Source organism: Kribbella sp. NPDC003505, from assembly GCF_040610875.1.
Taxonomy (GTDB): Bacteria; Actinomycetota; Actinomycetes; order Propionibacteriales; family Kribbellaceae; genus Kribbella.
The window spans coordinates 34,188-55,852 of sequence record NZ_JBEXNA010000019.1; the positions used below are offsets into that span (position 1 = coordinate 34,188).

Consider the following 21,665-nt stretch of genomic DNA (forward strand, 5'->3'; position numbering starts at 1 on the left):
TGACCATGGCCCGCAAGAACTTCTCCGAACGGTTCCGTCGGCAGGCCGTCGACTTGTAGAGGCCACCCCGAGCGCGACGCTGAAGGGCATCGCGGCTGATCTCGGGGTCGAACGGGCGACCCTGAAGCGTTGGGTCGACCAGTACGGAACGGGCAAGCAGACGACCGCCGATGGGACCATGACCGCCCGCCGCATGAGCAGCCGAGCAAGCGGCTGGTGGTCGCCGTCGGGGCTGGAGACTGCGGAGGAGAAGATCGCCCGTCTCGAGGCGGAGAACGCCGCGTTGCGGGTGGAGAAGACCAAGCTCAGCACTGAGCGGGAGATCCTGCGCCAGGCGGCTCGGCTAAGTACTTCGCCGGGGACACCCGCTTCCAGTTCGTCGCCGACCACTCCACCACCTCCTGCGCTGACCGGAGTGTGAAGCGGCTGTGTGAGCTCGTCGAGATCGAGCGATCGTCGTACTACGCCTGGCTGAAGGCCACTCCCGTCCGGCAGGCGCGGGCCGCAGCCGATGCTCAACTCGCCGACCGTATCCGGTCGATCCACGACGAGGACAACACCGTCGGCGCGCCGCGGGTGACCGCGGAGCGCAACGACGGTGCTCCCGCAGGTCGGCGGGTGAACCACAAACGGGTCGCCCGCGTCATGCGCGCGCACGGCATCCGCGGCTACCAGCGCAAGCGGCGGGTGAAGACCACGATCCCCGAGCCGGCCCATCAGAAGGTGCCCGACCTGCTGAACCGAGACTTCACCGCCGACGCCCCGAACCTCAAATACGTCGGGGACATCACCTACCTACCGCTTGCCGACAGCAACAACCACTACTTGGCCACGGTGATCGACTGTTACTCGCGCCGCGTGGCCGGCTGGGCCGTCGCCGACCACATGCGCACCGGGCTTGTCACCGACACACTCAAGGCCGCCCAGGCAACCCGCGGCAGCCTCACCGGAGCGGTATTCCGCAGCGATCACGGGTCGGTCTACACCTCCAAGAACTGCGCCCGCCTCTGCCACGAGCTGGGCGTCACCCAGTCCATGGGCGCCATCGGAACCAGCGCCGACAACAGCCTCGCCGAATCCTTCAACGCCACCCTGAAACGCGAGATCCTCCAAGAACACAACACCTGGCCAGACGAGACCACCTGCCGCCGCCAGACCTTCTACTGGCTGGCCCGCTACAACACCCGCCGCCGACACTCCTGGTGCCGCTACCAATCCCCGAACACCCACGAAAATGCCAGAAGATCCGGTGTCGAGTTCGCCGAGATGGCGTTCCTGACACTCGGCCTGGACGAAGCCCGGGCTCGGGACCGCATTGCCGTTGAGGGTCGGTTGGGGCGAGATACATCGCCGAGCGAGCCTCGGCGAGGCCCCGGCCTGTCAGAAGCTCCGGAGACTCCGGCGCGCCGTTCCACCCGGTCGAGCAGCCGAGCGTTGCCAGGGATACCCGGTCCGCCGGGGCCCGAACCCCGCTGAGATCAGGTTTCCGTGGGGCGTCCGAGTCGTCGCAAGCACTACCGGCAGCCTCCGCCCGCAGATCAGCGCGTCAGGACGGCCCGATCGTCGTCTCGGGCGGCTGGTCTGAGGTGGGTGCCGATGCGTCACCTGCTGCCGAACCTCATCGAGGAGGCACCGCGGGACTGGCGATGTCGCCGATGCCGTGGCCGGACAACCGCGTTGGGATGGGGGTGTGAACAGCCGCATTCCTGGTGCCTGTGATGTGAAGGCGTGGACAGAGGTTTCGATGGATTACGTGGCTTTTGACTCGGCGCGGCGGGAGGCCGTTCGGGGGTGGTGGCGGGCGTTCACTGATCCGGAGGAGTTGGCCGCTGCGGTGGATCGGTTACAGGACCAGGCGGCGGCGATCGACGACGAAGTGGATCGGGCGCGGGCGTATCGGTACTTGAAGACGCTGGATGACCTGGTCAGCGAAGCCCGGGCGCCGGAGTGCGAGCCGGTGCGACGCGCTGAGGATGTCTTGCTCGGAGCGTCCCGGTTGGACGGGACGTCAGCGGGGCAGGGATGACGGATGGAAGCGCCGGGCTGCGCGTGGACGGCGAGGTGCCGGATGTCGGCGATGGATTGTGGGAGCGGCTGTGTGACGCAGTTGCGGCTGAGTCCGGAGCGGACAGGTCGTTGTGGAACGGGGTACTTGTGTACCTCGACCCCATGGCGGCCAGTTTCGGCGAGGTACGGCGCGACGGTTCGATCGCTCTCCATCGGGAGTTCGTCGTCGAGCCGCTGCAGCAGATGTACACACCTCCGGGACGATCGGCCCCGACCAGGCCCGTGGACCGATTCGCCGTCCTCAGACCGTGGATCGAGCGTCGCGCCGCGTTGAAAACGGTCGTGCACCAGTTCACACACCTTGCTGTGTCCCAGGACAGCCACTCACAGGCCGGGGTGCCCGGTAGGTGGCATTCGCAGATCGCGGAAGGCGTCACCGAGGCGTGGGCTCATGCCCGTCTCGACAGCATCGCCGACTGCGTGTTGCCCCCGGAGTTGGCCGACGGGATCAAGTACGTGGGTTGCGCGCACCAATATCCGGACTGGGAGCCGGCGGCACGAGCCTTCGCGGATGAGATCGGGGCCCTGACCCACGCGGGTGGTGACGAGGCCGAACCTGGAGCAGATGGTGATGAGGTGCTGCGTCGGATGGTCAGCGAATCGAGTCAGACGATGGCACGTGCGGCGGCTGACCTTTTGTTCGATCGTTCGGCTCTCCCGTCACTCGTACCCGCTGACAGGCAAGCGGCCGTGCGTCGGAAGATCACCAATGTCATCGACAAGGGTTTCCAGGACCTGCCCTCGCGTGATGGGCGCGCCTGGAACCGACGCGCGATCGCCGAAGCGGCCGGCCTGAAGATCGCGGCTGCATCGATAGATGTCGTCCGTACGGCGGAGGACCGGTTTCGTGGTGGCGTTGCCGTCGATCGTCATCCGAGTAGCCCCATCGTTGGTCCTCCTCGAAGGTAGGCACTCCAGGACTGGCGATCTCGCCGATGCCTTCACAAGGGGGACGAAGCTGGGATGGGGGTGTGAACAATCGCATGCGCGTTGCCGGGTGCCCGTGCCCCGGATCCTCCGGGAGAGAATGTTGGCGGGATCAGGCGGCCGTGGGCACGGAAGCCGCGGGCCTGGGATGACCGATGGATATGTCCGGCGGGCGGCCGGCTGCGAGGTTCCGGATGTGGGGGATGGGTTGTGGGAGCGTGTGCGCGATGCGGTCATGGCTGAGTGTGGTGCGGACAGGTGCCTGTGGAACGGGGTAGTCGAGTACGTCGAGGCGGGGGCTGAGGTCGCCGGAGTGGTCGGGCTTGATGGTTCGCTGCGACTGCATCGCGACTTCGTTGTCGAGCCCCTACAGGAGATGTACGCACGCTGGGAACGATCCGCTGGACCCGATCTGTGGATGGAGCGTCGCGCCGCATTGCTGACGGTGGTGCACGAGTTCACCCACCTCGTCGTTCCCCGGGAGCATGATGGTGCCCCCGGGGTGGTCAGCATGTTGTACTGGCCGCTCGAAGAAGGGGTTACCGAGGCGTGGAGTCATGCTCGTCTGGATCGCATCGCGAAGCGGGTGTTGCCGCCGCAGTTGGCCGCTGGGATCGAGGGCGTCGGTGGTTGGCGGGAGTACCCGGATTGGGAGCCGGCAGCTCGGGCGTTCGCGGATCAGATCGGGGCCGAGCTGGGCGTGGACGGTGACGAGGTGTTGTGCCGGATGGTCAGGGAATCGAGTCTGACCATGGCGCGTGCTGTGGCCGACCTGCTGTTCGACCACTCGGCCCTCCCCGCAGTCATGCCACCCGACCAGCAGGGGACCATGCGTTGGGACATCGCGGCCCCGATCAACTGGGGTTTCCAGGATCTGCTGTCCTTGAATGGCTCCGTGCATGTCACGAGTCGACGTGCGATCGCGCGTGGATCCGGCCTGGAGATCGCCGATGCGGCGGTCGAGATCGTCCGTAAGGCGGAGTTCCGGCTTTGCGTCGGCCCTGCCGTTGAGCGTCCGTCGAGTCGAACTCCATCGCCAGGCAGCCAGGGCTGAACGCGTTCGCGAGGCAATGGCCCGATCCGCGGACCGAGTGAGCCGCGGGTCGATCGTATGGACTTGTGCTCATCGGGAGCGGCGTCGGCCGGGCGATTCGTCGAGCCCGCTCCGGGTACGGCAGGAGGCCTGGCCGGCCCGGCGATTGTGCGGATGCGAGTGCACCGGTGAGCGTCGGACACTGCTGAGCCGTTCAGCGGCGGCCACGCGGATGAGACCGCCATCTGGCCGGCCCGCCTGGGGAGACACGAGTTTCCCCGGGTCGGCTCACCCTCGACGAAAGCGAGAGACGAATGCGCGGGACGCCGGCGGCCGCTGTGGTCGCTGGCCTCCTGTTGGCGACGATGGGCTGTGACGCTGATCGGGAGGACGCCGACGACCGCGCGGCGACCGTGGCTCCGAAAGCATCCCGGTCTCCACCTCCGGCGGCGAGGCCGAGGCCGGTGCCCGTGCTCAGTACCCGCGGAGCCGAGTAGGTGCTGAAGCGCTGTCTTCCGGCGATCCGCCAGGCGAACACGAAGCTGGATCCCGCGCGGGCCGCGAAGGTCGAGACGGATCAGCTCTGAGGTCCACAGCGTGCAGTACAGCGTGTACCGGAAGAACGACTTGAACTATCCGCAGGTCAAGTACGTCGGAGCGCTGGGTGCGGCGTCGCTGCTCACCGGCTATCCGAAGTGGTTCTTCACGGCCGCGACGGATTTCCCGGCGGTCGTGGACGCAGGCGATGCCCGACTGGCGACCCCGCCGGGTAAGGTCGCCGCGGTCCTGGCGAGGCGCTGCGACCGTGGGAAGCAAGAGCCCGTACGCCAAACAGTTCACGCAGGATGACGCGTTCCAGTCGGTGCTCCGCAAAGTCGCCGACCATCGGAGTGCCTATACGAGCAACGGCTGGGCCGGGACGAGCCGGGCCGTGGATGCGAAGACTCCGGTATATGCCTTGCGGACGAAATCCGGCGGTGCGCTCGTCTGGTTCGGGCTCGATCTGCTGCACTCCTATCGCAACCGGGGCGATATCACGATGGTGTGGGATACCGGTGGTGCCGGCGACAAGCATCACGGATTCGGGTTGCCGTCGGAGCTCAAGTCGTCGATCACGCGGCAGGAGCGCTGAGCTCCGACAACCTGCCGACGCGTGATCACGCCTGGTGATCCTACGGATGCGGGTGCCGGGGTTTGTGGCGAAGACTGCTGAGGCGTTGAGGACGACATCATGTGTCACTTCGCAGGTGCCCATATTGTCTTGGAGAAGAGGTCCTGAATGACGATCACCCGGTTCCTCAGCAGCCGCAGGATCGCGTCCGTGGTGGTGGCGGTGGCTGCCACGATCGCCGCCGTGGTGGTGCCCGCAGGCACCGCGCAGGCAGACGGCTTCGACCTATGGATGCAGAACATCGAGACCGACCAGTACCTGACGATCGGGAACGCTTCGCACACCGACGGCGCAGCCGCGATCCAGTGGACCTACCTCAGCGGCTATGAGCAGCAATGGGACTTCATCAAGGTCACAGATTTGCAAGGTGACGACAACGACAAGTGGATCATCCGGAACGCTCACAGTCTTCAGTGTTTGGCGATTCCCGCGAGCAGCCGCGTGAACGGGACCGGGGCGATCCAATGGCCCTGCCTCGCTGTCGATGACCAGCGTTGGTACTTGAGACTGGACTCGTACCTGGGCGGTTACAAGATCGTGAACGTCAACAGTGACAAGTGTCTGGCGATTCCGGAAGGCAGTGATGCCTTGGGCAAGCAGGCGATCCAATGGACTTGCGCGCAGGACCTGGATCAGCGGTGGACGTTGTGGTACTGACCGTCCGGGAACGCCCGGCACCGTACTAGCGGCCTCCGCCGACAGCCTCATCCGGCTCAGTGGCCGGGCCGACGATAGCCAGTAGGGCAACTCGGCGTCGTCGGCCCTGGCCACCGCGGCGGAGGACTGCGGATAGCTGTCAACGCCAAGGCTGATGTGGGTGCCACCCGCTACGCCGGCAGCGTTCGAGCGGTCCCAATGGGCCGGAGGAGGTGAGTTGAGCACCTGGACGCTCTTCTGCCGCGTCAGGCCCTCGAGCCGGTCGAACCGGACGTGCCAGTAGCTGGCCCAGGCGTCCGGGTCGCAGTCCCACGGGATCGCGCCGACCCCGTTTGCGCAGTGCAGCCAGTGTGCCCAACAGACCTCCTCGAATGGTGCGCCAAGTGGCGCTCAGCGGTCGGTATGCGCAGGCAGTCCTCGCCGCCGGCTCGGGGACCCGCATCAGCAAGATTGCTGGGTCCTCAGCAGTTGAAGCGTGCTGATGGAACTGCGCTGTCTGGTGTAGTCACCGCGGCGATTCACTGCGCTGGAGCATGCCTCCGCTCCAGCGCAGGGCAGACGACGGGCGTTGGCAACCGCGATTGACGTGCGTCACAACGAAGAGGAGATCGACGACGCCAGCCTCAATGACCCCGTAGCCGGGTGAGTCGCGGATGTGGTTGGTGCTGGCATGTGTCGTGGACCAGGGTGTAGGCCGGCGACGCTCTTGGGTGAGCGGCACCAGTCAGGGCTCGACGTACTTCGTGGCGGTTCGGCTGGCATTTGGCGCCGAGGATCCACTGCTGGTCCGGGTCGTTGGCGCAGTCCCACTGGATGGCCCGGATCCCGCTGGTCGAGTTGCCGTTGGGGATGGCCAGGCATTTGCCACTCCAGACGTTCACGAGCGGAACATCGGCGTGCCGTTGTGAGTCGAGTCCAGCCGGACGTACCAGTAGTTAGCCCAGGCGTCCGGGCTGCAGTCCCCATTGGATCGCGCCGGCCCCGTTGTAGAGCGCGCCGTCGTTGATACCTTCGCACCTGCGATAGCCCGTAGCTCGACCACTGCCGGGACGGACGCTTGTGCCCGCCCAGCCGACACGACCGTCGACGCCAGGAGGGCGGCCGCATCAGCAAGATCGCCGGGAGCGCTTCGAACGGGTGGGCCGTCGTTCGGCGTTCAGGCGGCGATGTCCCACAGTTGGTCCGGGTCGTTGGCGCAACTCCACTGGATCGCTTGTATTCCAAGGGTCTTGCTGCCGGCGGGGATTGCGAGGCACATGCCGCTCCAGACGTTCACGAGCCGGTACAGTGGTGTGCCGTCCTCGACCCATTCCAGCCGGACGTACCAGTAGTTGGACCAGGCGTTCCAATTGCAGTCCCATTGGATCGCCCCGGCCCCGTTGTAGAGCGCGCCGCCGCTGATCCCGGCGCACCTGCCGCTCTCTCGATTGACGATCCAGTAGCGGTCGTTGTAGTCGCCGTCGGCGTCGACCTTCTTCACGAATCTCCAGTGCGTCGCCCACGATCCGTCGTCATCCCACTGAACCACCTTTGCGCCATTGCTGGGCCCCGGGGTCGCCAATATCCCTCGGCCTTCCCAGTTCCTGATCTTGGTGTAGGTGTTCTCCGGCGGGACGGACGCTTGGGCCTGACCGGCCGAGACGACCGTCGACGCGACGATTGCGACCGCAGCCATCACAACCTTCAACTTCCGCGCTAGACTGAGCATGCAAGGATCTCCTTGGTTGATGCGCCGAGTGGCACATGACAGCGTTCTCGCTGCGGCCATCCTCGCCGCCGAACTCGTGTGCTCGCATCAGCAAGATTGCTGGGGGCAACGGGGCCAACGTGCTGTCCGCGGTAGTCCGGCTAGCGTGGCGACCGTTCCTTGGGGTCCTGCAGCGACCAGTTGTCGTTGATGTCCCACAGTTGGGCCGGGTCGTTGGCGCCGTCCCACTATGACGAGTCGCCGGCAAGGGTCGCGCTGGTGGTCCCCGGAGAAGCCTTGCAGGGACCGACGCCTCCACCCAGTACGCCGCGGACGGAGACGACGGTCCCTCGCGCTTGATTCAGCTCGGCAGCTTCGCCGCGGCCATGCGGGCCAGCCTGTCGAAGTTCGGCGCCGCCATGCCCGGACCGTAGCCGCTGAAGGCCAGGACCGAGACCGTGCTGCCCCGCAGCGTGATCGCGTACGGGAAACCACCGGCCTCGCTGCCCGGGTCGTTCGGCAGCGGATAGTCATACCAGCGGATCACCCGGGTCGGACCGGCCGCGCCCTTGACTACCCGGTTCTCAGTGATCTTCCGCGCGTGTGTCGGCACCGGCTTGCTTGCGGTGCAGGTGAGCACGGTCTTCACGATCGAGTAGTACGCCGCTTTGGCCGCAGCAGGGGTCCGGTACGCCGTGACATGCTGACGGCCGTAACTCGCGATGTTCTCGCCGGTGTACGCACGTGCCAGCCGAGACGCCACGTTCCTGCCCTCGGTCGAGTACACGCCACAGTACGTGCGGTGCAGCAGGCCCCTGTCGATCTGTACTGACCATGCCACCTTCGGGTCGGCCTTCCTGACCTCGGCAACGGTCACCAGGTGCCTCGCCCGGCTGAGAACCGTTCCGCTCGCCGCGGTAGCTGCCTGCCCTGACGTCTGCTCGGCGCTCGCTGCCGGAAGATTGCCATAAGCAACTGCCGCCAGCCCGATAGTGGCGAGTCCCGCTGTTACCGCCTTCCAGCGCTTGTGCAGATTCCTCATCGTCTCGATACCTCGATCGTTAGTTGCTTGACTGTCTAGGTCATGAGACGGAGCTCTGTTCCCACTAGGTTGCCGAGACTCTTGCGAAGCGACCACTCCGTGACACTCGGCTGGAACCACCAGGCCGGCGGGAGCTGGGACGACCGCTCCAAATGGCCGGTTCGATGCCGAACCCGGCTTCAGAAGCCCAAATGAACGACATGCCCGTGCCCCTGCAGACCTGGTTGTCGGCGGCGTGATGTCTGGCTGCAGGGTGGCCATGACCGGTGGTGCGGCGTCGTAGCGGCCGCCGGTCGACCACCCGGGTGCGCGTCCACAGCCACGCCGCGATCGCGACGTCGATCGCGTAGCGGCGTCCAGTCCGGCGAACTCTCGCCGGATCGCCGACTCCGACGGCCGCATCCACGATGGAAGCCCAACGCTGCCAGGAGATCCGCGCCGCATCGGCCACCCACTGCCCGATCGCAGCAAACGACTTGGCGCTGCAATGGCTGGCGCGGATCAGGCGCCGAGGCCATCAACTCCAACAAGACAGACCGCGATCCATCAAGCATCGGTTGCGGACAGGCGGCGGCGGTGCGCGAACGCCCAATCAGCCGACTTGCCGAGGCCCTCTCTCGCTCAGCATCCGACGAAGGCACGCTGTTGAATCAAAGCTCCCTGCCGCGCTTTCCCCTGTTGGCGGCATGTGTCCCCTTGGCAGCAGGTGTCGCCTCGGCAGCAGGTGTCCCTTTAGCAGGTGGGACAGCTGCTGCCTTCTTTGCTTCTGCTGCCTCGGCATCTGCTTGCGCTGCTTTCGCTGCTTTCGCGTAATCCTCCGTGCGCGTGGGATCAAAGCCAAACCGTCTGTGGGCCTCGGTGTGGAGAAAGTCGCGGACTATCTCTTGGTTGAGCCGTTCTTTATCTGTCGCCACGAGAATTCTCCTCAGATTATTGCGGCCACAGATGTGGCCGACCGACGTGTTGCTTGTTGGGGGCGAGCGTTGGGCGTCGCGCACTGGGTCTGGTCCTATACAGACCACATCATCCCTGGTCAGGAGCACCTTTCACATCAACGAGGCATCCTTCACGCCCGCGTCGACGCCAAGGGGGCAGCCGCAGCAGCCACAACCTTCAGCTCCCTTGCTATACCTGAGTGCTACGCGTCGGCGATCATCGTCGCCGAAATCGGGGCCCGCATCCGCAAGATCGCCAGGCTCGGCCGAAATTTGGCAGGCCGTTCAGCCGGCGAGGCGGCCTACTGCGTCGAGGAGGTTACGTTGCGCAACGGAGGTTCTCGGCTGGTCCAGAAGTTGATGGATCCGGTGGCAGGGCCGTACGGCTGGATCGGTGCAGGCTACGCGGGTGGTGATGCACAGTCGGGTTCCGTTCTGCGAGGGGAGGAGCTCGAAGGCGGTCAGACGTTTGATCCAGCCGGGTTCGTCGAATCGAATGAATGCGTCGATGGTCGCGACTTCTTGAGGTGACGTCGGGCGCCAGGGCTGTTCGATGACGGCGGAGAGCGCGAAATGATTCTTCTGGTGTGCGAGCATGGTCAGCGGTCGGCAGGCCAGCAGTGACAGCAGCGCCTGAGACGGTGGCTTTCCGCGCACGGCGGTCCATCGCCGGGCGAGGGCAAGGTCGAGTGGCCGTACGTCCATGAGGCCGCGCCAGACCTCCTCGGGGTCGGCCTCGATCCAGCGGCAACGCAGTTCCTCGAAGTCGAACTCGGGGAGGAACGCATCGAGCCGGCCGGCGACGGCGAACTGCGATCTACGAACCATGGTGCCAGCGTGCACACATCCTCGCAGCGCGGCATCTGTCATCTCGCCAGTCCACGCGAGCGGCACAGCGGTCCGACGTACTGGCGATTTTGCCGATGCTCTGGTGACGCGTGGCAGGAAGTATCAGGCTGTGCTGAGTCCTGGGTGATCACATCGGCCGGGCTTGTGCTGGTCTCCACTTTCCTGGTGCTCGCGACCCTTCCGGGTGTGGCGTTCGTCGAGATCGGTGTCGCCGTCGGCATCGGCGTCGTGCTTGACACCTTGGTCGTCCGCTCGATTCTTGTTACCGCGCTGAACCTGGACCTCGGTGCCCGGATCTGGTGGCCCAGCCGGCTCGACAGGTCTCCGCGAGCGTCCAGGGACGATGCGTCGATACACACGATGGGCCACCATGAGACCGCACGGGGCTGACCGGGGAGATCGGATGATACGGATCGAGGACCGGGTCGACGGGTTCAGCCTGGGTGACCTGATGTCGCTGTTCAGTTCCGCGTGGTGGACGGCGAACCGGACCGTCGAGGAGACCGAGCAGATCCTCCAGGAGTCAGACATCGTCGTGGCCCTGGTCGAGTCGTCGACCGATCGGATCATCGGCTTCGGCCGGGTCCTGACCGACTACGTGCACGTCGCGTTGGTGCTTGACGTGGTGGTCGCTCCCGAGTATCGGGGTTCAGGCTGTGGGGCGGCGTTGATGGACGCCATCGTGGAGCATCCCGAGCTTGCCGACGTACGGAGCATCGAGCTGATCTGCCAACCAGACCTGATTGCTTTCTACAGCCGGTGCGGATTCACGAACCAACAGACAAACTGTCCGACTGGGTTCTGCGGACCGGGCTGGATCAGCTGTACGTCGATCCCGACTCGCGCGATCCGGCGGTGGAGGCTGCCCGGTTGTTCGTCGGGGGCCTCGCCGAACAGACCGAGCAGAGCCACAGCGAGGTCCTGGAGGCATTGTCAGACCCTACGCTGCCGGTCGATCAGACTCTGCGCAAAGCCGCCGAGATGCTGCACGACGGACCGAACGGGAAGGACGCGACGGCGGTAGGAACGAACGATCCGCACAGGGAGCAGCGGATCGGCGGTGTCGAGGACGCCATGCGTGCGGCGGCGACCGCCGAACTGTTGGACGTCCACCAGCGGCTCAACAAGGCACGACACAACCCCGGACCCGACGCTGACATCCCTACCGGCGCGAGCATCGGCGTAGCCGGCATCCAAGCCGCGATCGGGCATCTGAAGCTCGCGAAACATGTGCAGACCTACTCGAAAACGTATGGCGTCGACACCGCGACGCGTTCACGCGGTTCGGACCGACCGCCTGCAGCCGGGAACGCCATCGAGTCGCGGAGACCATCCCGAGAGCTGGACAAGTGAACAGGTATCACGGGGGCAATCAGCGAGGCGATGCGGTGGTACCGCCCGGATACATGCCGGTGAACGACGGGTCGACTCTGCAGGGCTGCACTTCGGTCCTTCTCCAGACTTCGCCGGTCTTGTAGGGCTCGATCGCCAGCCAGGCGTCCAGCTCCGCTCGCGTCGGGAAGTCGAGGACCAGCATCGAACCGATCATCTCGTCCTGGTCATCCACGATGGCGGTGCCGAACAGCATGTGCCCGGCCGCCACCATCTCGTTGCCGAGCGCGAGGTGGTCAGCGCTGCTTTCCGGCGCTGGTCAGGCGCCTGATCGTTTGCGCCGTCGTAAGCCACGAGCAAGAACTGGATCCGGTCTCCGTCGTGCTGTCGGGGGTGTGGTTAGAGCTTGGCGAGGTCGCGGAAGAAGCCTGGGTAGGTCTTGGCGACACATCGCGGGTTGGCGATCTCGATGGCGGGACTGCGGAGGCCGAGCAGAGACAGGCTCATGGCCATTCGGTGGTCGTCGTAGGTGGCGAACCGGGTCGGTGCGGGGAGGCCGGGGTGGACGGTGAACCCGTCGTCGTGCTCGACGGCGTCGATACCCGCCCGGCGCAATTCCGTCACGATCGCGGCGATCCGATTGGTCGCCTACGGTCAGGCTGCTGCGTGCCCGCCTGGACCCGAATTCGCGGATGGCTGACGAACGGAACTGGTGACTTTGCGGATGCCAATGCCGCTCGAGCTGACTCACGATGGCGCACGGCGATGTCGGTGGTGCCGTTGCACCGGGGTCGTACAACAGCGAAGAGCACAGTCGGAGACGAGGACTTATATGCGAAGAGCGCGGTTCATCAACGCCCGGAGGGCCGCGGTGATGGCGGTGGCAGCCACGATTACGGCGAGCGTTGTGCCCGTGAGTACCGCCCAGGCCGACCCAGGTTGGCAGGTGAGGATGCAGAACGCCGAGACCCGCCAGTATCTGACGATCGGCAATGGTTCCACCGCGGATGGAGCCCCCGCGATCCAGTGGACCTCGCTTTCCGGTAACGAGCAGCGGTGGAACATCCGCAAGGTCCAGGATGTGCTGGGGGACTACTGGGACGAGTGGGTTATCGAGAACTCCCACAGTTACGACTGCCTGGCGATCCCCGCAAGCAGCACGGCGAACGGCACCGGAGCGATCCAGTGGACCTGTCTGACCAACCCCGAGCGTGGCGGGGTCGGTCTCGATGACCAGCGTTGGTACGTGCGGCACGACTCGCTGCTCGGCGGCTACGAGGTCGTGAACGTCAACAGCTACAAGGCTCTGGCGATTCCGGGCGGCAACACGACCCCGGGCACCCAGGCGATCCAATGGAGCCGCGCCGACGACCTGGACCAACGGTGGTGGATCTTCTGACCAGCCGGCCGGTGACGCCGTTCTCGACTCGTTCCCACGTGAGCGATGCCGGCAAATCCTTTGCCCAGAACGCCCTCTGGAGAAGAGGTCTTGAATGAAGATCAATCGATTCATCGGCGCCGTTGTCGCGGTGGCGGTCGCGGTGACCGCGATCGTGGTACCGGCGACCACCGCGCAGGCGGTCCCGTCGTGGAGCGTGTCGATGATGAACGGCGAAACCGACCGGTATCTGACCATCGGTAACGGATCCTCCAGCGATGGCGCCCCAGCGATCCAGTGGAGCAAGCTCGAAGGGCAGGAGCAGCTATGGGCCTTCACCAAGGTTCGTGATGTGTCCGGGGACGACTGGGACGAGTGGATCATCACCAACGTGCACAGTGGTGATTGCCTGGCCATCCCTGCGGGCAGCCATGCGGATGGCGCCGGAGCTATTCAGTGGACCTGCGGCACGAACCCCTTCGACGGTAGTCGCGGCATCGACGACCAGCGCTGGTATGTGCAGAGCGATCCCGTCTTGGGCGGCTATCGGATCAAGAACTACAACAGCGACAAGTGCCTGGCGATCCCGAACGGCAATTGGACCCTGGGTATCCAGGCGATCCAGTGGACGTGCGCCGCCGACCGGGACCAGCGGTGGTGGCTCTTCTGACTCGCCCAGCAGTCACCAGGCGAGCAGTCCCTGTTGGACAGTCTGTCCAGAACGCTTTCAGCGAGGGGAAGTTGTATGAGGATCAATCAGTGCTGCGGCGATCCAGTGGAGCTGGCTCCCCGGATACGAGCAACGATGGAACCTCATCAAGATGACCGACGACCCCGCCGGGCCCGACTGGGATGAATACATCATCACCAACGCACACAGCGGTGACTGTCTGGCCATCCCCGGCGGCAGCTTTAACTCTGGCGTCGGAGCGATCCAGTGGACGTGCGCGACGAACTCGAGAGACGGCCACCTCGGTGTCGATGACCAGCGCTGGCGCGGGCGATACGACCGATCCTTGGTGGCTACCAGATTGTGAACTATCGGAGTTACAAGTGCCTGGCGATTCCGAACGGGGTCGCGACGCTGGGCGTCCAGGCGATCCAGTGGGGCTGCGCCAGCGACCTGGACCAACGCTGGTGGATCTGACCCGCATTCAGCTCTCCACGTCAGCGGAGAACCCTCCGGGGGACGGGTATTTGGGTGAGGATCAATCAGTCCGCCAAAGTCCGCAGGTTTGTGGCTGCGGTTGTCGCGGCGGTGGCCAGGCTCGGCGCCGTGGCCGGTACCGCTCGGGCCGCCCCGGGCATCGCGGTGAACATGGAGTTCGGACGGCAGACTTCATCGAGGTCCACGACGATCCACAAGACAGCTGGGACGAGTGGATCATCGCGAACGCGCATCGTGGAGATCTCCTCGCGATCCCCGCAGGGAGCGGCGCGAACTACGACTTGGTGCTGCGCGGCTCCCGGATCATGAGCTTCAACAGCGACAAGTGCCTGGCGATCCCGAACGGCAACATGAGCCCGGGCATCCAGGCCATCCAGTGGTCGTGCGCCGCCGACCCGGACCAGCGCTGGTGGATCTCCTGACCCATCCCATCAACCACCGGAAGCGTAACCAGAACATCTTGCAGAAGGAGACGTCTATGAAGAATAGTCGGCTCGTCAGTGCCCGCCGAGTTGTCGGTGCGGTGGTGGCATTCGTGGCCACGCTCGTTTCGTTGGTTGCGCCAGCGGGTGCTGCGCATGCGGATCCCGGCGATTACGTGCGGATGCAGAACGCCGAGACGCGCCAGTATCTGACCATTGGTAACGCCAACAATGGTGATGGTGTCCCGGCGATCCAATGGACCTCGCTCAGTGGGTCCGAGCAGCGCTGGACCTTCGTCAAGGTTCATGACGTGGCCGGGGACTACTGGGACGAATGGGTCATCAAGAACGCCCACAGCGGCAAATGCCTGGCTATCCCCAACGGCAGCACTGCCGATGGCGCCGGTGCGATCCAGTGGACGTGCGGAACGAACCCCAGAGGCGGCGAGGGCATCGACGACCAGCGCTGGCTTGTGACGTGGGACGTGATCCTGGGCGGCTACCTAGTCCACAACTTCCGCAGTGACAAGTGCCTGGCGATCCCGGCCGGAAACACGACCCTGGGTGTCCAGGCGATCCAGTGGTCCTGTGCCAACGACCTGGATCAACGATGGTGGCTCTTCTGACCTCCCGCTGAGGTGGCACACGGTGGTGCAGCATTCCAAGAATCGTCGGCGAGGAGAGAACTGCATGAGGATCAGACGGATCATGAACGCCCGCTTGCCCTGTTCAACTCCAGTGCCCTTGCGTGTCCTGCTTGCGAAGGGGCCCGTGGGGAACTTCTCCTGCGGCCGGCAGATCGGGGAGCGGGATGAGTGAGGAGGACGAAGACAAGTCGGTTTTCGGGCCGGGGTTTGTGGCGTCTTGCATTGTTGTTGGTGCGGTGCTCGTGTGTGGTGTATTGGTCCTGGTCAGCGGCCGGACCTCGGATGGCTCTGGTACTCCATCCAGCGGTACGGCGTCCTCCGCGCCGGCTCGCGGTTCAGCGGAGGTGACGGCGAGCGCGACCAGCAGTTCCGGGGGTACCCAGCCCGTTTCCAGGTCGACCGGCGGATCCGGTCGGGCGACCGCGAACGGATGTAGACTGCCGGTTACGGACCAGGCGATGCCGACCAAGGCGCCGGCTGCCGACAGTTGGGAGGTCAGCAGGCGGGTCGTCGTACCTCGGTCGAAGACCTACGGGCCTGCCGGGACCGACGCTGACGGTTTCCGGCGGTGTTTCGCCCACTCGCCGACGGGCGCCGTGTTCGCGGCGTACAACGTGGTCGCCGCGCTTGCTGACCAGCGGCAGGTGGTCGCGACCGTGCAGAAGCTGATGGTCCCGGGGGCGAAAGCCGATGCCTTGATTCGGGAGTTGAGCACGGCAGAGCCGCCGACCAATTCGCCCGTCACCCAGGTGGCGGGTTTCCGGCTCCTCGATGCCGGGCGTGACCGAGCGACCGTGCTAATCGCCGTGCCGGTTCAGACCGGTTACATGAGCCTGACCTTGACGCTCGTCTGGTACGCCGGTGATTGGCGAGTGCAACCGCCGCCGCCTGGCGAACCGGTCGGGGCGCCGTTCTCGCAACATCGTGATCTTGACGACTTCGTGACTTGGACTGGTGTCTGATGTGCGGACCGGCCGATCTGAACTGCCACGTCGTCTATGGGTTCACCGAGGTTATCGGCACCGCTTTCGACAAGGTGGCCCAGATGATCGGCGACGGTGCGATCGATGCGATGAACGGCGTTGCCACCATCTGGATCAGCCAGCCCACTCCGAAGGTGGTGAACGACGCAAGCGGCCCGCATCCGACGAACACCGCGATCGTGGACTTCCTGCAGGGCAACACGCTCTGGATCTCGGCGTCGGTCTTCACGGTGGCCGTGCTGGCGGCGGGAATCCGCACCGCATGGGAGCAGCGGGCTCAGCCGCTCCAGGCGTTGCTGAAGGCATTACTGATCTTCGTCGCTGTCAGTACGCTGGGGTCGATAACCCTGCAGTTGCTGGTCGAGTCGTCGGACTTGCTGGCCGAGCACATCATCGAGTCCGTGCATCCGGAGGACAGCACGTTGGGGCGCGATCTCGGCACTCTGATCATTCGGGCCGGCCTGTCTCCGGTGACCTTCGACCACGCGGCGAGCCTGGTCGTCATGCTGGCCGGAGTGTTCGCGATCCTTGCCGGGCTCGTCCAGGTCGTGCTGATGGTGATCCGCTCCACGATGTTGATCCTGCTCGCGGGCACCTTCCCGCTCGCGGCCGCCGCGACCAATACCGAGATCGGCCAGAACTGGTTTCAGAAGTACTGTGGTTGGACGCTGGCGTTCCTCGCCTACAAACCGGCCGCGGCGCTGATCTACGCCGCCGCGCTGAAGATGAACGAGAACGGCTTCGGCGGGTCCGGCGACGGCTTCGTCCAGACCGCGACCGGAATGATGATGCTGCTGCTTGCGATCCTCGCGTTGCCCGCGCTGCTCCGATTCATGGTCCCGCTGACGGCTGCGGTGGCGGCCGGGAACGCCGGGATGGGGATGGCGGCCGCCGCCGCTGGTGGATTGGCCACCGGCGCGATCAGCGTCGGCCGGGTGGCGTTCGGGGGTGGATTCGGCGGCTCTGGCGGTGCCGTGCCGAGTGGCGACGCGTCAGGCGCGGTCGGGGTCGGCCCCGCCGTAGCTGGCGCGGCGGTCAACGGCGCCCAGAGGATGGCGGACGAAGTGGCCGGAGCGACCGCGCAATCGACTGGAGAAGGCGGCGACGGGTCGGTGTTACCGCCGACTCCTTCAGGCCCGATGCCCAGAGGCAGGCCCCCCGAGCCCGAGGGCCCCAGCGGCAGTTGGGGGTAGGCGGCCAGTTCGCGACCGGGCTGGCGCCGTGGCGCGGGAGGGTGCGGAAGACGGACAGCGACAAGCGTCTGCCGATTCCGTCAGGCAACACAAACCAGGGCGTCCAGTGGATCGCCGGCCAAGTAGTACGTCCCGAACGTATTCGGAGAGGATTTGTACGAAGATCAGCCGATTCATCAACGTACGTAGGGTTGTGGCCTCGGTGGTGAGGGTTGCCGCAACGGTCACCGCGAGCCTGGTGCCTGTAGGCACCGCGGCGGCGGACCCCGGGGACCACGTGAGGATGCGCAACGCGACCCAGTCCTGGGCGGCTACCGGATTATGAACGTCAATAGCGGCAAATGTCTGGCGATTCCTGCCGGGCAGTACGAACCGGGTGTCCAGGCGATCCAGTGGACCTGTGCCTACGACCAGGACCAACGATGGTTGCTGTACTGACCCACGTGTCCCTCTGCCCGGACTCTTGGAGAAGAGGATCTTCCATGTTCAAGACTCGGCTCGTCGGTGTCGTGGCCGCGGTGATGGCGGTGGCCGCCACTACCACGATCGTTGTGCCTGTGGGGACCGCTCACGCGGATCCGGACTTTAGCGTGCGCTTGCAGAACGCCGAGACTCGTCAGTATCTGACCGTCGGTAACGGATCGACCGCTGACGGGGCACCCGTGATCCAGTGGACGGCCCTGAGCGGCTACGAGCAGCGATGGAATTTCACGAGGGTCGAGGACGAGGTCGGGGACGACTGGGACCTGTGGGTCATTCGGAATGGTCACAGTGGTGACTGCCTGGCTATCTCTGCAGGGAGCAGGGTGAACGGCACGGGCGCGATCCAATGGCCCTGCCTGACCGATCGCTACGGCTATCCCGTGGGGCTCGATGACCAGCGCTGGTACGTACGACACGACTCGGTCCTTGGTGGCTACCAGATCGTGAACTACGCGAGTGACAAGTGCCTGGCCATCCCGGGGGGCAACACGACCCGGGGCATCCAGGCGATCCAGTGGACCTGCGCCTACGACCCCGACCAGCGATGGTGGATCTTCTGATCTGAGCGCGCGAAGCACGTGGCACGGAGAATCGGATTGGCCGAATGAGCGGGCAGGAACATGAGGCGGCTCGCGAACGGCAGTTGCGAGCAATTGCAACTCTCGACCGGGTATTCGGAATGTCGGCGCCGGTTGCGGAGTTGCTGGATGCGGCACGCCAAGGGATCGAAGAGATCGACCGACTCTCCGAGACCGCCGAATCACCATCCGAAGAGATGGAACTGCTGGATATGAGCGAGCCGCTCGAGCAACTCGTCGAGGAGCTCGAGGCCATGGTGGGCGAAGTCTCGTAGCAAGACACCGCCTGTAGACGGGGGATAAGGCAATGGCTGAGGCGGATGTGCTGGATCTGCTCGGGCGGTTGCATTCGGCGGTCGCCAGTCGGCTGGGGATCGAGGATGCGGCGCCGCCCCGGCACCGGTTTGCCACGTGGGGCCGGACCAGGGTGCGTCGGGACGGGTCGCTTCAGATTTGGCGGCGTGATGCGACCGCGCTGTCGATCGTGGTGCGGCAGGGTGCGGGTGCCATGGACACGGCGTCAAGGGCACGTGCAGTCGCTGCCTTTGGCAACGTTACGGCAGCGTGTGTCCAGCAGCTGACCAATCCCGATGGTGCCAGGCAGGCCCACTTCCGCGTATCGGTGGCGAAAGAACTGGCCCAGGACGAACTCGGAGCCGCGGCGGGTGGTGGTCTCGCCGCAGCTGCCGTGGTCAGCGTCCCACCAGCGGTGACGGTGTGGGTCTCGCCGTCGTGGCCGCTGATTGCCGGGACGGCGGGTGCGGCGGTGGCGGCGGCTCCGGTTGCCTCCGCGTGGCTGTCTGCGCGGCGGAGCGACGTGTTGGGTGGCGGGATCGACAGAGCCTGGGTACGAGCTCAATTCGACAGCATGGGCGATGAGCTTGGGGTGGCCGATGTCGTTGCTTGGCGGGACGATCAGGGCGGACGCCGGGCTGATCCGTCGCTGCGTACTGCTCAGGAGATCTGTGTTCGGCTGGGGCAGTACACGGGTTTGGACGCGCGGGATGTCCTTGGCCATGTCGTCCGGAGACTTCCGGACGAGCGTGCCGGTGCGATGGTCGACCTCCTGAGGGGAACGTAGCCGCTTGCCACCACTGTCAGATGACGCGCGGGGGCGCGCGATCGACGCCATGATGCTCGGTATCAAGCGAGGGGAGCGAAGTCCGGCCGGCGCGTTCGGCGAATGGGTCGTGGACGGCGCGGCCGCGGCCATGGTGCGCACGAAGGAAGGCGCGAGGCGCGCATTCGCAGATGGCTTCCCGCATGCGACACCGGAGATCGTGAACGAAGTGTGCAAGCGAGGACTGGACGAGGCGTGGCAGACGGCGTTCTTGGCCGTCCCGCCGCCAGGTGCGTCGGCGCCGTCGGCCGCCGTGGAGAGCCGGCCAGCAGACGTCTCTCGCGGGCGCGGCCTAAGCCAACGGCGGCCCGATGGAGGCCATTCGCTCCGCTGACCCGGGCGAGTCGTCATGCGCCACAACACGACCGGGGACGGATCCGGGATAACTACTCGCGTGGCCTGGGCTGTTGTGCGGCGCCAGGTGCGGCGCCAGGGACTCGAACCCCGAACCCGCTGAATTCCAGTTGAGGGTGATCGTCGATTGCCGATAGTGCGCGAAAGCTCTTACTGGTAACGGGTTCGCGGGTAGTTGCATGCGCGTCGGTTCTCATCGTTGATCATCCTCGCGCGCTGATTGAGGTGCTTAAAGAGGTGAGTGGCGGACCCTGCCGCCGCCTGCGCCTGCTGCGTCGGGTCCTCCAGGTCGAGGCCTCGTCCTGAGTTGCACGCCATCCTCGGGCCGCGTCGCTGGCTACAGGGAGTGTCGAACCAGAGCGGCAAGAGCACCCTGGTGCGGCTGGTCGGGGCCGCGGTGGACGCGGAGTGGTACACCTTTGACGACAGCGGTATCCGCGAGGCTGCCCGCGAGGATCCCAGGGACTTCGTGGCGGGGTCGAAGCCGATGATCATCGACGAGATCCAGCCGCTCCCGGAGCTTCTGTTGTCGATCAAGGCACGGGTCGACGAGCGATCGGTGCCTGGTCAGTTCTTGTTGACGGGGTCGGCGCGGGTGCTGGGTCTGCGGACGTTGCCGGATGCGCTTCCGGGGCGGATGGAGACGATCGAGTTGTGGCCGTTTGCGCAAGGTGAGATCGACGGCAGACCGGATCGTTTCATCGACGCGATTTTCACCCATGGCCCGGACTTGCGGCACGGGTCTGATCTCGAGCGCGCCGACTACGCCGACCGCGTGGTGCGGGGCGGTTTCCCGGAAGCGGTTGCGCGTGATCAACCGCGCCGGCGGCAACGATTCTTCGACTCCTACGTCAGCAATCTCATCACCCGTGACGTCAGCCAGGTCGGCGAGATCGAGAAGGTCGGCGAGATCGAGAAGGTCGGCGAGATGAAGAAGCTGGTCCGGTTGATCGCCGCTCGTTCTGGCGGTCAGTTGGTGATCAATGAGCTGGCCGGCAAGGCGGGGCTGGCGAATCACACGGTCGCGCGGTACGTGAGCCTGTTGCAGGAGATCTTCTTGATCAAGCTGATCCCCGCCTGGTCGCGCAACCTCAGTACCAGAGTCACCGGCACCTCGAAGGTCGCCGTGACCGACTCGGGGATCGCGGCGAACCTGGTGGGAGCCGACACCGCCCACTTCAAGCGACCAGGGAGCGCGTTCGGCCCGCTGCTCGAAGGCTTCGTATTGATGGAACTCGCCAGGCAACAGAGCTGGAACGACACGCGTGTGGACCTGTATCACTACCGCACCCGCGACCAGGTCGAGGTCGACGCCGTCCTGGAGAATCGCCGCGGACAGGTGGTGGGCATCGAGGTCAAAGCATCTTCCACCCCACGCTCCGACGACTTCCGCGGCCTGCGGCATCTCCAAGATCGACTCGGCGACGACTTCATCGCAGGCCTGGTCCTGCACACTGGCCAGCACACTCTCCCCTTCGGCGCCAAATTGCGTGCTATGCCGATCAGCGCGCTGTGGGAACTGGAGCCGTGATCCGGCCGCGGAGGTGACTCTCCATACGGAGAGTCCGAAAGCCGTGTCGTCCGATAGAGCGCGGGCGGAATTCCTCTTCGGGTTGCAGCCGATCCGCGGACGGTTTGG

Annotated in this window: 26 protein-coding genes and 3 pseudogenes; 23 read left to right on the forward strand and 6 right to left on the reverse strand. The window is 65.4% G+C overall.

What is annotated here, in order from left to right:
- Positions 1-5: 5 nt before the first annotated feature.
- From ABZX12_RS40835 to ABZX12_RS40865, 7 genes and pseudogenes are all read left to right on the forward strand, one after another.
- Positions 6-1,233 (forward strand): annotated as a pseudogene (locus tag ABZX12_RS40835) (IS3 family transposase); the annotation flags it as partial.
- Positions 1,234-1,690: 457 nt separating this feature from the next.
- Positions 1,691-2,026: a hypothetical protein gene (locus ABZX12_RS40840; protein WP_355700857.1), complete on the forward strand. Its 336-nt coding sequence runs from the start codon at positions 1,691-1,693 to the stop codon at positions 2,024-2,026.
- Positions 2,023-2,976, forward strand: a complete 954-nt coding sequence (locus tag ABZX12_RS40845; protein WP_355700858.1) for a hypothetical protein — start codon at positions 2,023-2,025, stop codon at positions 2,974-2,976. The genes ABZX12_RS40840 and ABZX12_RS40845 overlap by 4 nt, the downstream gene beginning before the upstream one ends.
- A gap of 166 nt (positions 2,977-3,142) precedes the next feature.
- The gene (locus ABZX12_RS40850; protein WP_355700859.1) at positions 3,143-4,048 is read left to right on the forward strand and encodes a hypothetical protein; all 906 of its coding nucleotides are present in this window, start codon (positions 3,143-3,145) and stop codon (positions 4,046-4,048) included.
- A gap of 576 nt (positions 4,049-4,624) precedes the next feature.
- Positions 4,625-4,876: a hypothetical protein gene (locus tag ABZX12_RS40855; RefSeq protein ID WP_355700860.1), complete on the forward strand. Its 252-nt coding sequence runs from the start codon at positions 4,625-4,627 to the stop codon at positions 4,874-4,876.
- Between the two features lie 82 nt (positions 4,877-4,958).
- Positions 4,959-5,159 carry a hypothetical protein gene (locus tag ABZX12_RS40860; protein WP_355700861.1) on the forward strand — a complete coding sequence of 67 codons (201 nt, stop codon included), beginning with the start codon at positions 4,959-4,961 and terminating at the stop codon, positions 5,157-5,159.
- 147 nt (positions 5,160-5,306) lie between these two features.
- The gene (locus tag ABZX12_RS40865; RefSeq protein WP_355700862.1) at positions 5,307-5,855 is read left to right on the forward strand and encodes an RICIN domain-containing protein; all 549 of its coding nucleotides are present in this window, start codon (positions 5,307-5,309) and stop codon (positions 5,853-5,855) included.
- Between the two features lie 623 nt (positions 5,856-6,478).
- Here ABZX12_RS40865 and ABZX12_RS40870 read toward each other — a convergent pair.
- The 4 genes from ABZX12_RS40870 to ABZX12_RS40885 form a co-directional block, all read right to left on the reverse strand.
- A complete protein-coding gene (locus ABZX12_RS40870) occupies positions 6,479-6,736 on the reverse strand; it encodes an RICIN domain-containing protein (RefSeq protein WP_355700863.1) in 258 nt (85 codons plus the stop codon).
- A 275-nt stretch (positions 6,737-7,011) separates the two neighbouring features.
- Positions 7,012-7,530, reverse strand: a complete 519-nt coding sequence (locus ABZX12_RS40875; protein WP_355700864.1) for an RICIN domain-containing protein — start codon at positions 7,528-7,530, stop codon at positions 7,012-7,014.
- A gap of 373 nt (positions 7,531-7,903) precedes the next feature.
- Positions 7,904-8,584 carry a hypothetical protein gene (locus tag ABZX12_RS40880; RefSeq protein WP_355700865.1) on the reverse strand — a complete coding sequence of 227 codons (681 nt, stop codon included), beginning with the start codon at positions 8,582-8,584 and terminating at the stop codon, positions 7,904-7,906.
- 1,220 nt (positions 8,585-9,804) lie between these two features.
- Entirely contained in the window at positions 9,805-10,347 is a 543-nt protein-coding gene (locus tag ABZX12_RS40885) for a hypothetical protein (protein ID WP_355700866.1), read from the reverse strand.
- 144 nt (positions 10,348-10,491) lie between these two features.
- Between ABZX12_RS40885 and ABZX12_RS40890 the strand changes: the two genes are divergently transcribed.
- The 3 genes and pseudogenes from ABZX12_RS40890 to ABZX12_RS40900 all read left to right on the forward strand — a co-directional run bounded on the left by ABZX12_RS40890 (position 10,492) and on the right by ABZX12_RS40900 (position 11,721).
- The gene (locus tag ABZX12_RS40890; protein WP_355700867.1) at positions 10,492-10,758 is read left to right on the forward strand and encodes an MMPL family transporter; all 267 of its coding nucleotides are present in this window, start codon (positions 10,492-10,494) and stop codon (positions 10,756-10,758) included.
- Between the two features lie 61 nt (positions 10,759-10,819).
- Positions 10,820-11,140, forward strand: a pseudogene (locus ABZX12_RS40895) (GNAT family N-acetyltransferase); the annotation flags it as partial.
- An 83-nt stretch (positions 11,141-11,223) separates the two neighbouring features.
- Positions 11,224-11,721 (forward strand): hypothetical protein, encoded by a 498-nt coding sequence (locus ABZX12_RS40900; protein WP_355700973.1) that lies wholly within the window; start codon positions 11,224-11,226, stop codon positions 11,719-11,721.
- Positions 11,722-11,740: 19 nt separating this feature from the next.
- Here the strand turns inward: ABZX12_RS40900 and ABZX12_RS40905 are convergent.
- Positions 11,741-11,995: pseudogene (locus ABZX12_RS40905) on the reverse strand (YciI family protein); the annotation flags it as partial.
- A 104-nt stretch (positions 11,996-12,099) separates the two neighbouring features.
- Positions 12,100-12,336 (reverse strand): hypothetical protein, encoded by a 237-nt coding sequence (locus ABZX12_RS40910; RefSeq protein ID WP_355700965.1) that lies wholly within the window; start codon positions 12,334-12,336, stop codon positions 12,100-12,102.
- A 316-nt stretch (positions 12,337-12,652) separates the two neighbouring features.
- Between ABZX12_RS40910 and ABZX12_RS40915 the strand changes: the two genes are divergently transcribed.
- From ABZX12_RS40915 to ABZX12_RS40975, 13 genes are all read left to right on the forward strand, one after another.
- Positions 12,653-13,099 (forward strand): RICIN domain-containing protein, encoded by a 447-nt coding sequence (locus ABZX12_RS40915; RefSeq protein WP_355700966.1) that lies wholly within the window; start codon positions 12,653-12,655, stop codon positions 13,097-13,099.
- 94 nt (positions 13,100-13,193) lie between these two features.
- The gene (locus ABZX12_RS40920) at positions 13,194-13,748 is read left to right on the forward strand and encodes an RICIN domain-containing protein (protein ID WP_355700868.1); all 555 of its coding nucleotides are present in this window, start codon (positions 13,194-13,196) and stop codon (positions 13,746-13,748) included.
- 100 nt (positions 13,749-13,848) lie between these two features.
- Positions 13,849-14,115, forward strand: coding sequence for an RICIN domain-containing protein (locus tag ABZX12_RS40925; protein WP_355700967.1), 267 nt, complete (start codon positions 13,849-13,851; stop codon positions 14,113-14,115).
- Positions 14,112-14,225, forward strand: a complete 114-nt coding sequence (locus ABZX12_RS40930; protein ID WP_355700869.1) for a hypothetical protein — start codon at positions 14,112-14,114, stop codon at positions 14,223-14,225. Before ABZX12_RS40925 ends, ABZX12_RS40930 begins: the two co-directional genes overlap by 4 nt.
- Before the next feature lie 326 nt (positions 14,226-14,551).
- Positions 14,552-14,668 carry an RICIN domain-containing protein gene (locus ABZX12_RS40935; RefSeq protein ID WP_355700870.1) on the forward strand — a complete coding sequence of 39 codons (117 nt, stop codon included), beginning with the start codon at positions 14,552-14,554 and terminating at the stop codon, positions 14,666-14,668.
- Positions 14,669-14,724: 56 nt separating this feature from the next.
- Positions 14,725-15,294, forward strand: a complete 570-nt coding sequence (locus ABZX12_RS40940; RefSeq protein ID WP_355700871.1) for an RICIN domain-containing protein — start codon at positions 14,725-14,727, stop codon at positions 15,292-15,294.
- 185 nt (positions 15,295-15,479) lie between these two features.
- A complete protein-coding gene (locus tag ABZX12_RS40945) occupies positions 15,480-16,277 on the forward strand; it encodes a hypothetical protein (protein WP_355700872.1) in 798 nt (265 codons plus the stop codon).
- Positions 16,277-17,491 carry a hypothetical protein gene (locus tag ABZX12_RS40950; RefSeq protein ID WP_355700873.1) on the forward strand — a complete coding sequence of 405 codons (1,215 nt, stop codon included), beginning with the start codon at positions 16,277-16,279 and terminating at the stop codon, positions 17,489-17,491. The genes ABZX12_RS40945 and ABZX12_RS40950 overlap by 1 nt, the downstream gene beginning before the upstream one ends.
- 318 nt (positions 17,492-17,809) lie before the next feature.
- A complete protein-coding gene (locus tag ABZX12_RS40955) occupies positions 17,810-17,929 on the forward strand; it encodes an RICIN domain-containing protein (RefSeq protein ID WP_355700968.1) in 120 nt (39 codons plus the stop codon).
- A 44-nt stretch (positions 17,930-17,973) separates the two neighbouring features.
- Positions 17,974-18,534 carry an RICIN domain-containing protein gene (locus ABZX12_RS40960; RefSeq protein WP_355700874.1) on the forward strand — a complete coding sequence of 187 codons (561 nt, stop codon included), beginning with the start codon at positions 17,974-17,976 and terminating at the stop codon, positions 18,532-18,534.
- Between the two features lie 44 nt (positions 18,535-18,578).
- On the forward strand, positions 18,579-18,827 hold the full coding sequence (locus ABZX12_RS40965) for a hypothetical protein (protein ID WP_355700875.1): 249 nt from the start codon (positions 18,579-18,581) through the stop codon (positions 18,825-18,827).
- A 32-nt stretch (positions 18,828-18,859) separates the two neighbouring features.
- Entirely contained in the window at positions 18,860-19,633 is a 774-nt protein-coding gene (locus ABZX12_RS40970; protein ID WP_355700876.1) for a hypothetical protein, read from the forward strand.
- Positions 19,634-20,333: 700 nt separating this feature from the next.
- Complete coding sequence (locus ABZX12_RS40975) at positions 20,334-21,557, forward strand: ATP-binding protein (protein WP_355700877.1); 1,224 nt, start codon at positions 20,334-20,336, stop codon at positions 21,555-21,557.
- Positions 21,558-21,665: the final 108 nt, after the last annotated feature.